Source organism: Blastococcus sp. TF02-8, assembly GCF_003319175.1.
GTDB lineage: Bacteria > Actinomycetota > Actinomycetes > Mycobacteriales > Geodermatophilaceae > Blastococcus.
The window spans coordinates 214,064-226,669 of record NZ_QOHK01000002.1 but is presented as its reverse complement, the minus strand read 5'-3'; the positions used below and the strand labels follow the sequence as shown (position 1 = coordinate 226,669).

The window sequence follows — 12,606 nt, the reverse complement described above, 5'->3', positions numbered from 1 at the left end:
TCAGCTGCGGCGCGGCCCCCGGGCCGTGCCGTCCGCCCGGCGGTCGACGGCCAGCGGCACGAGGCGGTCGGCCACGGCGCCGGTGACGAACGAGTAGACGGCCTTGTGACCGACGTCGACGACCCGGTCGCGCCGGGACCAGGTCCACGGGGGCGCGCCGACGCCGGTGGCGTTCTCCAGGGTCTGGTCGGTGGCCAGACGGACGGACGTGTGCCAGGCCGAGGCGCGCCAGCCGCGCAGGCCGGAGGCAGCCCAGACGCCACGAAGGGCACCGACGGCGGCGCCGGTGCCCCAGTGCATGAGGTGGTTGCGCACCGGCGGCCGGGCCGAGCCCGGGAGCCGGCGGCCGGTGGTGAGTGCCGTGAGGGTGCGCGCCGGCACGTAGCTGTCCGGGCGACCGGTGACGACCTGCTCGGCCTTCTCGCCGACGGTCATCACAGCGACGCCGACCAGACCGGCGAGTGCACCCCGCAGGGCAGCGCGTCCCAACATGGGATCGCGCCTACCCCGCCGGCGAGGCGATGGAACGGCTCCGTCGCAGGGTCCCGGCCCGAGCGTGGCGACGTGCTGGGACCAGCCTCCCGCAGGGACCCGACCCGAGCGCAGCGAGGGTCGGGGGCGAGAGGGTCCGTCGATCAGCCGGCGAGGGGCTCCTGCGCCTCGAGGCCGGCGAGAGCCTGGAAGTCCCGCAGGATCGCCGAGAGCTCCTCGGAGGTCCACGGCTCGCAGCAGTCGCAGCCACCCTCGCGGAAGCTGACCAGGCCGATGGACCCACCGGCCTGGTCCTCGGCGATGGCGAGGTGACCGGCGGACGGGTGACGGTGGCAGGCACAGCCGGCGGCGCAGAGGCCCAGGCCCCAGCCGGAGATGACGACGGTGTGCCCGTCGTCGCGGACCTTGCCCACCTGGAAGACGGACGGCTTGCGACTCCTGCTCACGGAGTCCTCCCCTCGACGGCCCCTGGGAAGAGGGGCCCCGCGTTGCGATGTACGGAATTTTCGAGCTACCGGAGGTTTCGGCAGAACCAGGTCTGGGGTAAAGCGCTCCGGTCGTTCTTCTTCCGACACCGAGCGTAAGCCGATGCGTACGCGTCGTCGCCGTCAGTTTCCGCCAGCGTCCCGAGATCGACTTGTCGCCACCTGTGACGGAACGCCCCCACCCGGGCGTGGCACGGGGCCGGTCCGTGCGAACCGACCCCGCGCCCCCTGGGGGTTCTCAGCGGCGGGCGACGCCGTCGGCGACGGCCACCACCTGCCGGGGCGTCAGGTCCAGCGGCGCCTGGAGGGTGAACACGGTGCCGTCGGGCAGCGACGCCTGCAGGAACCACGCCTCCGCCGTCGGCAGCAGGTACGCGGACTGCCCCTGGACGGTCACGGCGTCCATGCGGCCGTCGGTCGCGCCGACGTCGGAGGGCAGGTCGGCGGGAGCGCTGGGCTGCGGCGGCAGGTGCACGGTGAGCGTGCGCGCCGTCGCGTCGGTCGCCGGAGCGCCCGCCGGGTCGGCGAGGGTCAGGACCCGGTCGTCCTTGTAGGCGACCACCACCCAGCCACGCGGCGCGACGGCCACCTGCAGGGGCACCGCGAAGCCGCGATCGGTCACCCGGCGGGCGAGCTCGACCACCGACTTCTCCGAGCCGAAGCGCCCGGAGCCGGTCACCCGCACCCACTGGTCGTCGGCGCGCTCCCACACCACGGAGATCTCCGCCGGTCCGCCGGTGACGTCGGTCCGGTAGACGGTGGCGTCCTCCCCGCCGATCTCGACCTCGCCGATCTCGTCCGAGCCGTCGGTGCTCAGCTCGGTCCCGACGGTGATGCCGACGCCGGAGTCCGGGTCGCCGGGATCGCCCCAGCCGGCGTGCGCCGTCCCGGGGCCGACCTCGTCGAACGACGGGTCGAGCGAGGCGTGCGGCCCCACCAGCCCCGCGGGCAGACGGTCGAAGGAGAGCGGGAAGGCCGGCACCGAGTAGTCGACGAGCACGACCGCACCCGCGGCGGGCACCCCGCCGTCGTCGTGCACGACCGAGACGCCGACGACGACGGCCGCGGCGGCCACCAGCGCCGGGGCCACCCGGCGGGCGCGGCGGGCCCGACGGATGCGCCGGCCACGGCGGACGACCTGCTCGAGCGGGTCGGAGAGGGTGACGTCGGCATAGGCGGCGGTGACGTCGGCACGCAGGTCGGTGCTCATGAGCAGGCCTCCAGATCGGTGGAGAGAGCGGCACGCAGTGCAGTGAGCGCGCGGTGCAGGTGGGTGGTCACGGTGCCGGGCGAGAGGTCCAGCGCCTCGGCCGTCCGCTGGGTGTCGAGGTCGAGGAAGATCCGCAGGGCCACGACCTGGCGCTGCCGCTGCGGCAGCGCGGCGACGGCGCGGACCAGGTCGTCCCGTTCCGCGTGCGGCGTGTGCAGCGCGACGACGCCGTCGGCCACGTCGGTGGTCAGTGCCACCTCGCGGCGGGTCCGCCGCCAGCGGGAGACGCGGTGGTTGAGCGCGGTGCGGACGACCCATGCCGACGGGGCGGGGTGGCGGCTGACCTTCGGCCAGCTCGCCCAGGCCCGCGCGAAGGCCTCGGCGACGGCCTCCTCTGCGACGGCGCGGTCGCTGCCGGCGGCCACGACCGCTCGCAGGCATGGGTCCTTCCACGCCGCGTAGAACTCGGCGAAGGACTGCTCGGGTGTCATGTCCTGTACACGCCGGAGAGGCCCGGGCCGCTGACCCGGTCAGGACACGAGACGGTCACGATCCGCAGTGTGCGGGTCGCGGAGCGCGATCCGGCTCAGCTCGCGGGGCTGACGCTGCTCATGTTGAAGTCGGGGACCCGGAGGGCCGGCATCGCCGTGCGGGTGAACCAGTCGTTCCACTCCCGCGGCAGCGTCCGCTCGGTGCGCGAGGCCTGCACCGCCCGGCCGAGGAGGTCCACCGGCGACTCGTTGAACCGGAAGTTGTTCACCGCGCCGGCCACCTCCCCGTTCTCCACGAGGAAGACGCCGTCGCGCGTGAGCCCGGTGAGCAGCAGCGTCTGCGGGTCGACCTCGCGGATGTACCAGAGCGTGGTCAGCAGCAGCCCGCGCTCGGTGGCGGCGAGCATCTCCTCCTGCGTGGCCGTTGCGGAGGCATCCTCGAGGACCAGGTTGTCCACCGCCGCGGTGGCCGGGGCGGTGGTCCTGAGCGCCCAGGCGCGCGGACGCACCAGGTTGGCCAGCACACCGTTCTCGATCCAGTTCACCGCGGGCGTCGCCATACCGTTGTCGAACACGGACGCCGCACCCGAGGAGGAGCCGACCACCTGGAACGGGGCCGCCTCCAGGCCGGGGTACTGCGGGTCGCTGCGCAGGGTCAGCGGCAGCTCGGCGAGGCGGTCGCCGATCCGGTTGCCGCCACCGGGCTTGGCGAAGACGTTGCGGCCCTCGTCGGCGTCGCGGGCCTCCATCGTCCAGTACAGGTAGATCATCAGGTCGCTCACGGCCGAGGGCGGCAGCAGCGTCTCGTACCGCCCGGCCGGAAGGTCGATCCGTCGCTGCGACCAGGCCATCTTCCGCTGCACGTCGGCGGCGAGCTCGGCCACCGAGACGTCGCGGAAGTCCCGGGTGCTCGTGCCGGCCCAGACGGAGCGGCTGAAGTCCGGCGACTTGCCGTTGAGCTCGACCCGGCCCGTGGGCTGGTCGTGCCGCAGCCGCAGGCCCGTGGTGCTGCCCAGGTAGGTGGTGCTCATGCCGTGCTCGGCGAAGCCGTACAGCAGCTCGCCGCGGTCGGCGGCCTCCCCGAACGCCTGCCCCAGCGCCGGGGCGAAGTCGGCGAACACGCCGATCGAGGTCTCCGCGGGGTCGGCGTCCCAGTCGCCGGCGCCGGGCGGCGTCTCGCCGATCAGCGGCATCGCGTCCTCGGCCGGACCGGCGTCGCGGGCGGACTGCTCGCTGGCGGCGACCAGCTCGGCGATGTCCGGCGTCCCGCTGCGGGTCACCGTGCCGGCCGCCACGCCGGTGCCGCCGTCGACGAAGGAGACAACGACGACCTGGCGCGAGCGCATCGCGCCGTTGGTGGTGAGGCTGTTGCCCGCCCACCGCAGGTTGGCCTCGGACCCCTCGACGACGAAGGTGACCTGTCCGTCGGCGGTGGACGCGGCCAGCGCCTGCTCGACCAGGTCCTGCGCGCGCTGGTGGCTCATCGCCCGGCCTCCTCGACGGTGTTGAGGATGTTCACGTTCTCGAACAGCGCCGTCGGGCACCCGTGGCTGACCGCCGCCGTCTGGCCGGGCTGGGCCTTGCCGCAGTTGAACGCGCCCCCCAGCACGTAGGTCTGCGGGCCGCCGACGACGCGCATCGAGCCCCAGAAGTCCGTGGTGGTGGCCTGGTAGGCGACGTCGCGCAGCTGGCCGGCCAGCTTGCCGCCCTCGATCCGGTAGAACCGCTGGCCGGTGAACTGGAAGTTGTAGCGCTGCATGTCGATCGACCAGCTCTTGTCGCCGACGACGTAGATCCCCCGCTCGACGCCGGCGATGACGTCCTCGGTCGACGGGCCGTCCGGCGCGGGCTGCAGCGAGACGTTGGCCATCCGCTGCACCGGCACGTGACCGGGCGAATCGGCGAACGCGCAGCCGTTGGAGCGATCCATGCCCTGCAGGCGGGCCATGTTGCGGTCGACCTGGTAGCCGACCAGCACGCCGTCCTTCACGATGTCCCACTGCTGGCCGGCGACGCCCTCGTCGTCCCAGCCGACGGTGGAGAGGCCGTGCAGGGCGGTGCGGTCGCCGGTGACGTTCATGATCGACGAGCCGTACCGCAGGGTGCCGAGCTTGTCCGGCGTCGCGAACGAGGTGCCGGCGTAGGCGGCCTCGTAGCCGAGCGCCCGGTCCAGTTCGGTGGCGTGACCGATGGACTCGTGGATGGTCAGCCACAGGTTGGAGGGGTCCACGACGAGGTCGTACCGGCCCGACTGCACCGACGGCGCCTTGGTCTTCTCCCGCAGCAGCTCGGGGATCTCGGCCAGTTCCGCGCGCCAGTCCCAGCCGGTGCCGGTCAGGTACTCCCAGCCGCGGCCGGCCGGCGGCGCGAGGGTGCGCATGCTCTCGAAGGAGCCCGTGGCGCGGTCGACGGTCAGTGCGGTGAGGTCGGGGTGGATGCGCACCCGCTGCTGGCGGGTGCGGGTGCCGGCGGTGTCGGCGTAGTACTTCTGCTCCTTCACGAGCATGCAGGTGGCCTGCACGTGCTCGACTCCGTCGGCGGCGAGCAGCTGCTCGGACAGCTCGGTGAGCAGCGCGGTCTTCTCGGCATCGGGGACCGTGAACGGGTCGACGTCGTAGGCGGAGACGTACTCGGCGTCGGCGTACACCGGCTCGGGCGCCAGCTCCACGCCGTCGCGGTTCAGCGCGGCGGCGACCTGGGCGACGGCGACCGCCTCCTCGGCGAGGCGCACGGCCTCGGCCGCGGTGAGGACGACGCCGGCGGCGAATCCCCAGGTGCCCTCGTGCACCACGCGGACGGCGAGGCCGAGGTCCTCGCCGTCGGTGAAGGCCTCGGGGCGGGCGTCGCGCAGGCTGATCGTCTGGGTGCGGATGCGCTCGACGCGGATGTCGGCGTGCTCGCAGCCGAGGTCGACGGCGCGGGTGAGCGCGGCGTCGGTCAGCGCGGACAGCGGCAGCGCGAGGAACGCCTCGTCGATGGCGCGGGGGGATGGCACGAGACCTTGTCTACCAGCGCGACACGCGGGTACGCGCGTGCACATGGCCGACCCCGTGGACGACGTGACGATGACCTTCGGCGGCAACGCCACGATGCTGCTGCGGGTCGGGGCGTTCACCCTGCTCACCGATCCGAGCTTCCTGCACCGCGGTCAGCGCGCCTACCTCGGCAAGGGGCTGTGGACCAAGCGGCTGACCGACCCGGCGCTGCAGCCCACCCAGCTCCCCGCCCTGGACGCGATCCTGCTCTCGCACCTGCACGGCGACCACTGGGACGACATCGCCACCGACAACCTGGACAAGGCGACGCCGGTGGTCACCACGCAGGCCGCGGCCGAGGCGCTGGGCCGCAAGGGCTTCCAGGCGACGTCGGACCTGAAGCCGTGGCAGCGGCACGTGCTCTCCGCCGGGGACGACGAGCTGCGGATCACCTCGGTGCCGGGCGTGCACGGGCCGGGACTGCTGGCGAGGGTGCTGCCCCCGGTGATGGGCAGCGTGCTGGAGCTGGTGCGCGGCGGCGAGGTGAGCTGGCGCGGCTACATCAGCGGCGACACGCTGTTCCGGCCGTTCCTCGGCGAGGTGCTGGAGCGCTGCGGCCCGCTGGACGTCGTGATCCCCCACCTGGGCGGCACCAAGGCGCTCGGCCTGACCGTCACGATGGACGGGCGGCAGGGCGCGGACCTGGTGGAGCTGCTGAAGCCGCCGGTCACCGTGCCGGTGCACTACGACGACTACGACCGCTTCGCCTCGCCGCTGGGCGACTTCGTGGCCGAGGTGGCCCGCCGGCGCCTGCCCGGCACCGTTCGACCCGCCTACCGCGGCGAGACGATCAGTCTGCGGGCCTAGCCCGCGGCCAGGCGGGCGGCGCGCTCGGCGACGTCGATACGCAGCGCCTCGACGTCGACGTGCACCGAGGCGCCGTCGCGGACGACCTGCCGGCCACCCACCCACACGTCGCGCACGTGCCGGCCGGCACCGGACCAGACCAGGTGCGCCAGGACGTCGCCGAGGTCGCCGACCGGCTCGAACACCAGGTCCCGGGTGTCGACGTGCACCAGGTCCGCCCGTCGGCCGGCCTCCAGCTGCCCGAGATCGGGGCGGCCGATCGCGTCCGCGGACGCCCCGGTGGCCAGCCAGATCGCCTCGGCGGCGGTGAGCGCGGTGGCCGACCGCTCGCGCAGCCGGGCCATGCCCGCGGCCAGGCGCAGGTCGGCGAACAGGTCGAGGGAGTCGTTGGACGCCGGGCCGTCGGTGCCCAGGCCCACCCGGATGCCCCGGTCGAGCATCGGGCGCACCGGGGCGACGCCGCTGGCGAGCTTGGCGTTGCTCGCCGGGCAGTGGGAGACGGCGACGTCGTACTCCTGCCAGAGCTCCTGGTCGGCGTCGTCCAGGTGCACGCAGTGCGCGGCCAGCACCCGCCCGCCCAGGACGTCGTAGGAGGCCAGCAGCGCCGGGACGCTCAGCCCGTGCGCGGCGAACAGCTCGTCGCCCTCGGTGGCGGTCTCGGCGACGTGCAGGTGCAGCAGCAGGCCGTGCTCCCGCGCCGCGCGGGCGGCGTCGGCGAGCAGCGGCAGGGGCACCGTGTAGGCCGCGTGCGGGCCGAGGCCGTACTCCACGGTGCCGTCGTCGGGGGCCGTGGCGGCGAGCGCGACGGCGGCCCGCAGCTGCTCCTCCATGGGCGGCATGCCGGGCAGCGGGAGCAGTGGGGTGGCGATGACGGCGCGAGCGCCGGTGGCACCGACGGCGGCGGCGATCCGCTCGGGGTGGAAGTACATCTCGACGCTGGTGGTGATGCCGTTGCCCAGCATCTCCGCCGAGGCAGCGGTCATCGCGACCTCGACGTCCTCGGGGGTGAGCCGCGCCTCGCGCGGCCACATGACCTCCTGCAGCCAGCGGTCCAGCGGCAGCCCTTCGCCCTGCCCCCGGAAAAGCACCATCGCCGCGTGCGAGTGGGCGTTCACCAGGCCGGGGGTGAGGACGCCGGGGAGCGCGACCACCTCCGCGTTCCCGGCGTCCGGTGCCTCGCCGGCCGGGCCGATCCAGGTGATCCGGCCGTCGTCGACGTCGACGACGGCATCGGCGACGACGGTCCCGGCGCGGTCCCCCACGACGGCGGCCCGGGCGGTGAAGCGCTGGCGCATGTCTGCCGACGGTAGCCGGGTCCGCGGCACACGTCGCGGCAGCGCACCAGGAGCGCCGATACCGTGGGCGGCATGGACATCCTCGCCGCTGCCGCCTCCGACGAGGGTGGGATCACCGGGTTCCTGCTGGACCTGGTGGATCGGCTCGGGGCGGTGGGCGTCGGACTGAGCATCCTGGCCGAGACGGTGGTGCCGCCGATCCCCAGCGAGGCCGTGCTCGGGCTCGCCGGGGTGCTGATCAACGCGGGCCGGATGTCGATCGTGCCGGTCATCCTCTTCGCCACCCTCGGCTCGGTCCTGGGCGCGCTGTTCTTCTACTACGTGGGCCGAGGCCTGGGCCCCCGGCGTTCGCACGCCTTCCTGGACCGGCTCCCCCTGGTGGAGACCGAGGACGTCGACAAGACCTTCGCCTGGTTCGAGAAGCACGGCCGCTCGGCGGTCTTCTTCGGCCGCATGGTGCCGATCGTGCGCAGCTTCATCTCGGTGCCGGCCGGCGTCGTGCGGATGCCCCTGGGCCAGTTCCTGCTCTTCACCGCGGGCGGGAGCCTCATCTGGAACAGCGTGCTGATCAGCATCGGGGTCGCGGCCGGCGACTTCATCGAGAAGAACCTGCACTACCTGGACTACGTCGTCGTGGCGGCAGCGGTGCTCGTGTTCGTCTGGTTCGTGTACCGGAAGCTCAGCGGCAGGCTGGACCGCCCGTCGACCGCCGGGTCGGACCTGCCGCCGGACGAGCGCGACCAGGCGGCATGACGCGCCGCCGGCCCGACGTCGTCGCCTTCGACGTCAACGAGACGGTGCTGGACCTGGCTCCGGTGCGCGCGGCGCTGGTGGAGGCGGGCGAGGCGGCGTCGCTGCTGTCCGCGGTTTTCGCGCGCACGCTGCTCACCGGGTTCGCCGCCTCTGTCGTGGGCGACTGGGTGCCCTTCCGCGATGCGTTCGACGCGGCGCTGGCCCAGGAGAGCGGTCTGGACGAGCAGGCACGCGCCTCGGTGCTGGAGGCGTTCGGCGAGCTGGCGCCGCATCCGGACGTCGAGCCGGCGCTGCGCCGGCTGGTGTCGGCCGGGGTTCGGGTGGTAACGCTGTCGCACGGCTCACCGGGGGTCGCCGAGGCAGGCCTGGAGCGCGGGGGCATCACTCCCCTGGTGGCGGCGACGCTGTCCAGCGAGGTCATCCGCGCCTGGAAGCCGGCTCGCGAGGCGTACCTGTGGGCGGCCGGCTCCTGTGGGGTGGCCCCGGACCGGCTGGCGCTGGTGGCCGCGCACGGCTGGGACGTGCTGGGCGCGCAGCGGGCCGGGCTGACCGGGGTGTGGTTCCCGCGCAGCGAGCGCGTGTACCCGCACGTCTACGAGGCGCCGCACGTCCGGGCCGACGACCTCGCCGGCGCGGTGGACGCACTGCTGGCGCTGCCCGCATGACCGACGCGACGACGTCGATCGACACCCCGCACGGGCCCGCCCGGGTGCACTCGGCGGGCTCCGGGGAGCAGGGCACGCTGGTGCTCGGGCACGGCGCAGGCGGCGGATCGGTGTCGCCGGACCTGGCGCTGCTCGCCGCCGAGGCCGCCGGCGCCGGGTGGCTCGTGCACCGGGTGGACCAGCCGTGGCGGGTGGCGGGGAAGCGGATCGCCCCCGCGCCGCCGCGGCTGGACGAGGCGTGGCACGCGGTGCTCGACCGGCTGCGGGTGCTGGACCGGCTGCCCGGGCGGCTGGTGCTGGGCGGCCGGAGCGCCGGGGCCCGCGTGGCGTGCCGGACCGCGGCCGATCAGGGGGCGGCCGGTGTGCTGTCGCTGGCCTTCCCGCTGCACCCGCCGGGCAGGCCGGAGAAGAGCCGCGCCGCCGAGCTGGTCGGGGTCGGGGTGCCGCTGGTCGTGGTGCAGGGCGAGACGGACGCGATGGGCCGGCCCGAGCACGTGGCCGCGGCGCTGCAGGGGCAGCCCGGGGCGTCGGTGTACGCCGTGCCGGGTGACCACTCGCTGAAGAAGAACCCGCACCTGGTCGCGGCCGCGGCGATGTCCTGGCTCACCGAGGTGCTGCCCCGCTGAGCCGATCAACCCTGCGCCGATCAACCCTGCGCTGATCAACCCTGCGCTGATCGGCAGCGGTTCCCAGCTCAGAAGGGCGGATCCTCCCCCGGCCCGGCGGCGAGCTGGGCCTCCAGTTCGGCTCCGATCGGTGGCGCCGGATATCCCATCGCCGCCCAGTAGCCCGGCGGTCGGGTCGTCCGGGTCGTTCCGCTCGGGGAGGTCACGGAGAGTGCGCCGTCCGGCGTCATCTCGAACCGCCAGCCGGGCGCGAAGGTCTTCAGCCGGTGGTGCCGGCGGCACAGGCAGCAGAGGTTCTCGCAGCTGGTCTCCCCACCCTCGGCGTGCGCGACGACGTGGTCGAGGTCGGCCCACCCGGCGCGGTTGCCGCAGCCGGGGTGGCGGCATGTTCGGTCCCGCACGGTGGGGAACCGCCGCTGCGCCGCCGAGGGGTGGTACCGGTCCGTCACCGGCGGTCGCCCTGCGATGGAGCACCCGCAGTCGGTCGCCGGGTGCACCCGGCAGCCCCGCCGGACGAGGCGCTCCAGCTCGCCCCGCGTGAGCGTCGCCCGCAGCGCACCCGTGCGCGGATCGACGAGGGCGAGGTGCAGCGATCCACCGGCCGGCGCCCGAAGACCGCCCGGGCACAGCGCGTCCAGTTCCTCGAGGAGTTCACGCAGCTGAGCCCGGGTGATCGGGTGACCGTCGACCTCCGCCGGCGGGGCATCGCCGTCCTCGCCGGGCAGGGGCCAGAGCACGGTGACCTGGGCTGTGACGGCCGGTCGGCTGGTGTCCCACGGGCGGAGCACGAGGTCGGCGAACACACCCACGGACAGCTCACCGATGGAGCGGGAGGGGTCGTCGGCGTGGGCCAGCCGCGCGTAGCGGTCGATCGCGTCCTGCACCGCGTCAGCCAGCGGCCGGGGCAGGAAGACGCGCAGCTCGGCCATGCCGTCGGGGCAGGGCCTCAGCGTGATCCCGGCCGGCGCCGGGCGCTCCGGCGGCGCCGCTCGGCCGCCGCCTCGTCGCGCCGTAGCAGTTCGGCACGCACCGCGGCGCGGAGACCGGAGACCGAGAGCTCTCCCGCCCGAGGCAGGACCGCCGACTCGATCGCGGCGAGCACCTGCGGCGCGACGTCGCGGACCACGGGCCCCAGCTCGACTGCCACGGCACGCGCGCGGGGCCAGTCGAGCGCGCCGTCGGCGAGGGCGGCCCAGGTCGCCGGCAGGAACCCCAGCAGCACGAGCGACTGGTCGGCCAGCGTGGAGGCCGCCGTCCGCGAGCAGTGCAGCACGTGCGCCAGCTCGTCGGCGAAGAACTCGCTGACCCCGGGTGCCGACTCCTGCCCCGGCCCCGGCAGCCAGCCGGGCGACGCAGCGCCGGGCTCACCGACCTGCCGGTCGTCGGAGTCGGGACGCCGGCCGGCCAGCTCGGCCACCAGCTCGGTGCGGTAGGCGGCCAGCCGCGCCTCGAGCGCCTGGATGCGCTGCAGCTCGACGGCGATCTCGCTCCCCGTGCGCGCGGCGACCGGCATCAGCTCGCCGAGCCGGGTGGGGCGCGACCGCACGCCGGCGGGCAGCACCTCGGCCGGCCAGGAGGGCAGGGCGAGGACGTCGACCGTCACGCCGACGCCGAATCCACCACCCTCGAACACGTGTACGAGGCTACGGAGGGGGTCCGACAGTTTCCGGTGTCGCTCGCAGCCCTGAGCCGGGGATTCGTCAGCGGCGACGCCGGCGGCGCACGAGGAGCGCCACCACCAGCACCACCGCGGCCGCTCCGGCCACCGGCGCCGCGTACCGCGAGAGCGCCGCGCCGCCGGCGACCTCGAGCAGGTCGATCGGCTGCGGCTCGCTCGGTGCCGGACGGGTGCTCTGCGTGGGCGCGCCCGAGGGCACGCTGCGCAGCGGAGCGCCGGTGGCCGGGCGGCCGGGCGGCGCGGTCGGGCCCTTGGGCGGCGTGCTGGGCGCCTTGGCCGAGGGCGCGGTGTCCCGGGCAGCGGTCGGGGTCGCAGCTGCGGCAGCCGCCTTCTTCGCCGGCGCCTTCGTCGCGGGCTTCGCCGCCGCACCGGCCGACGCCTTGTCGGTGGTGGCGGCGGCGGCCTTCTTCGTCGCGGCGGCCGCCTTCTTCACCGCGCCGTTGCCCGCGGCCTGCTCGGCGGAGGCGGCGATCTCCTCGACCGCGCCCGACGCGGTCGCCACGGCCTTCTGCGCCGCGGACTCCCGGTCGGCGCTGCCCTGGGCGTCGCCCTCACCCAGCTGGGCGGCGAGCTTGTCGGCGAACTGGCCGAGCAGCTTGTTGCCGACGTCGGTCATCACCCCCCGGCCGAACTGCGCGGGGCGCCCGGTGATGTTCAGGTCGGTGAGCACGTCGACCCGGGTGACCGCACCCTCCGCCTTGAGCACGGCGGTCACGGTCGCGGCGGCGGTGCCGTTGCCCCGCTGGTCCTTGCCCCGGGCGTCGATGACGGCCCGGTGCGCCGCCTCGTCCTTCTCCACGAACGACGCCTTGCCCTGGTAGGTCAGGTTGATCGGCCCGAGCTTCACCTTCACCCGCCCGGTGAAGTCGTCGCCGGTGACGGAGTCCAGCGCGGCACCCGGCATGCAGGGAGCGATCCGCTCGATGTCGAGCAGCACCCGCCAGGCCTCGTCGACGGGGACCGGGACGGTGAACGAGTTCTCCAGCTGCACGGGCTGACCTCCTGGAGTGCTCGGCCGACCCGCTCCCGGAGGAGCGGGTCGGCCGTGACGAACGGGTACGGGCCGGCG

The 12,606-nt window shown here is 74.6% G+C and carries 14 protein-coding genes; 4 read left to right on the top strand and 10 right to left on the bottom strand.

Translation table 11 applies throughout. From position 1 onward, the window contains the following. The 6 genes from DQ237_RS05150 to DQ237_RS05125 all read right to left on the bottom strand — a co-directional run bounded on the left by DQ237_RS05150 (window position 1) and on the right by DQ237_RS05125 (window position 5,673). The gene (locus DQ237_RS05150; RefSeq protein WP_113797842.1) at window positions 1–492 is read right to left on the bottom strand and encodes a hypothetical protein; all 492 of its coding nucleotides are present in this window, start codon (window positions 490–492) and stop codon (window positions 1–3) included. Between the two features lie 143 nt (window positions 493–635). Next, complete coding sequence (locus tag DQ237_RS05145) at window positions 636–938, bottom strand: hypothetical protein (RefSeq protein WP_113797840.1); 303 nt, start codon at window positions 936–938, stop codon at window positions 636–638. A 277-nt stretch (window positions 939–1,215) separates the two neighbouring features. Continuing rightward, a complete protein-coding gene (locus tag DQ237_RS05140; protein ID WP_113797838.1) occupies window positions 1,216–2,187 on the bottom strand; it encodes a hypothetical protein in 972 nt (323 codons plus the stop codon). After that, the gene (locus tag DQ237_RS05135; RefSeq protein WP_113797836.1) at window positions 2,184–2,678 is read right to left on the bottom strand and encodes a sigma-70 family RNA polymerase sigma factor; all 495 of its coding nucleotides are present in this window, start codon (window positions 2,676–2,678) and stop codon (window positions 2,184–2,186) included. Before DQ237_RS05135 ends, DQ237_RS05140 begins: the two co-directional genes overlap by 4 nt. A 95-nt stretch (window positions 2,679–2,773) precedes the next feature. Further along, window positions 2,774–4,162: a metallopeptidase TldD-related protein gene (locus tag DQ237_RS05130; protein WP_113797835.1), complete on the bottom strand. Its 1,389-nt coding sequence runs from the start codon at window positions 4,160–4,162 to the stop codon at window positions 2,774–2,776. Then, window positions 4,159–5,673: a TldD/PmbA family protein gene (locus DQ237_RS05125; protein WP_113797833.1), complete on the bottom strand. Its 1,515-nt coding sequence runs from the start codon at window positions 5,671–5,673 to the stop codon at window positions 4,159–4,161. Before DQ237_RS05125 ends, DQ237_RS05130 begins: the two co-directional genes overlap by 4 nt. Before the next feature lie 43 nt (window positions 5,674–5,716). Between DQ237_RS05125 and DQ237_RS05120 the strand changes: the two genes are divergently transcribed. Beyond that, window positions 5,717–6,520 carry an MBL fold metallo-hydrolase gene (locus DQ237_RS05120; protein WP_113798524.1) on the top strand — a complete coding sequence of 268 codons (804 nt, stop codon included), beginning with the start codon at window positions 5,717–5,719 and terminating at the stop codon, window positions 6,518–6,520. Here DQ237_RS05120 and DQ237_RS05115 read toward each other — a convergent pair. Beyond that, window positions 6,517–7,815 carry an amidohydrolase family protein gene (locus DQ237_RS05115; protein ID WP_113797831.1) on the bottom strand — a complete coding sequence of 433 codons (1,299 nt, stop codon included), beginning with the start codon at window positions 7,813–7,815 and terminating at the stop codon, window positions 6,517–6,519. The genes DQ237_RS05120 and DQ237_RS05115 overlap by 4 nt on opposite strands. A gap of 72 nt (window positions 7,816–7,887) precedes the next feature. On the opposite strand from DQ237_RS05115, the gene DQ237_RS05110 reads away from it, so the two are divergent. The 3 genes from DQ237_RS05110 to DQ237_RS05100 are packed head-to-tail and all read left to right on the top strand — an operon-like array spanning window position 7,888 to window position 9,859. Beyond that, complete coding sequence (locus DQ237_RS05110; RefSeq protein WP_113798522.1) at window positions 7,888–8,568, top strand: DedA family protein; 681 nt, start codon at window positions 7,888–7,890, stop codon at window positions 8,566–8,568. Continuing rightward, window positions 8,565–9,233, top strand: coding sequence for an HAD-IA family hydrolase (locus DQ237_RS05105; protein ID WP_113797829.1), 669 nt, complete (start codon window positions 8,565–8,567; stop codon window positions 9,231–9,233). The genes DQ237_RS05110 and DQ237_RS05105 overlap by 4 nt, the downstream gene beginning before the upstream one ends. Beyond that, complete coding sequence (locus DQ237_RS05100; protein WP_113797827.1) at window positions 9,230–9,859, top strand: alpha/beta family hydrolase; 630 nt, start codon at window positions 9,230–9,232, stop codon at window positions 9,857–9,859. Before DQ237_RS05105 ends, DQ237_RS05100 begins: the two co-directional genes overlap by 4 nt. 68 nt (window positions 9,860–9,927) lie before the next feature. Here the strand turns inward: DQ237_RS05100 and DQ237_RS05095 are convergent, their stop codons facing one another. The 3 genes from DQ237_RS05095 to DQ237_RS05085 form a co-directional block, all read right to left on the bottom strand. Further along, complete coding sequence (locus DQ237_RS05095) at window positions 9,928–10,788, bottom strand: HNH endonuclease signature motif containing protein (RefSeq protein ID WP_113797825.1); 861 nt, start codon at window positions 10,786–10,788, stop codon at window positions 9,928–9,930. Window positions 10,789–10,805: 17 nt separating this feature from the next. Continuing rightward, complete coding sequence (locus tag DQ237_RS05090; RefSeq protein ID WP_113797823.1) at window positions 10,806–11,492, bottom strand: DUF222 domain-containing protein; 687 nt, start codon at window positions 11,490–11,492, stop codon at window positions 10,806–10,808. 67 nt (window positions 11,493–11,559) lie between these two features. Further along, on the bottom strand, window positions 11,560–12,528 hold the full coding sequence (locus DQ237_RS05085; protein ID WP_113797821.1) for an SRPBCC family protein: 969 nt from the start codon (window positions 12,526–12,528) through the stop codon (window positions 11,560–11,562). Window positions 12,529–12,606 lie beyond the last annotated feature (78 nt).

Excerpts from the sequence above, each read along its gene's own strand:
- DQ237_RS05110 (WP_113798522.1), top strand. The coding sequence starts at position 7,888 with ATGGACATCCTCGCCGCTGCCGCCTCCGACGAGGGTGGGATCACCGGG.
- DQ237_RS05135 (WP_113797836.1), bottom strand. The coding sequence starts at position 2,678 with ATGACACCCGAGCAGTCCTTCGCCGAGTTCTACGCGGCGTGGAAGGAC.
- DQ237_RS05105 (WP_113797829.1), top strand. The coding sequence starts at position 8,565 with ATGACGCGCCGCCGGCCCGACGTCGTCGCCTTCGACGTCAACGAGACG.
- DQ237_RS05100 (WP_113797827.1), top strand. The coding sequence starts at position 9,230 with ATGACCGACGCGACGACGTCGATCGACACCCCGCACGGGCCCGCCCGG.
- DQ237_RS05130 (WP_113797835.1), bottom strand. The coding sequence starts at position 4,162 with ATGAGCCACCAGCGCGCGCAGGACCTGGTCGAGCAGGCGCTGGCCGCG.
- DQ237_RS05140 (WP_113797838.1), bottom strand. The coding sequence starts at position 2,187 with ATGAGCACCGACCTGCGTGCCGACGTCACCGCCGCCTATGCCGACGTC.
- DQ237_RS05115 (WP_113797831.1), bottom strand. The coding sequence starts at position 7,815 with ATGCGCCAGCGCTTCACCGCCCGGGCCGCCGTCGTGGGGGACCGCGCC.
- DQ237_RS05150 (WP_113797842.1), bottom strand. The coding sequence starts at position 492 with ATGTTGGGACGCGCTGCCCTGCGGGGTGCACTCGCCGGTCTGGTCGGC.
- DQ237_RS05095 (WP_113797825.1), bottom strand. The coding sequence starts at position 10,788 with ATGGCCGAGCTGCGCGTCTTCCTGCCCCGGCCGCTGGCTGACGCGGTG.
- DQ237_RS05120 (WP_113798524.1), top strand. The coding sequence starts at position 5,717 with ATGGCCGACCCCGTGGACGACGTGACGATGACCTTCGGCGGCAACGCC.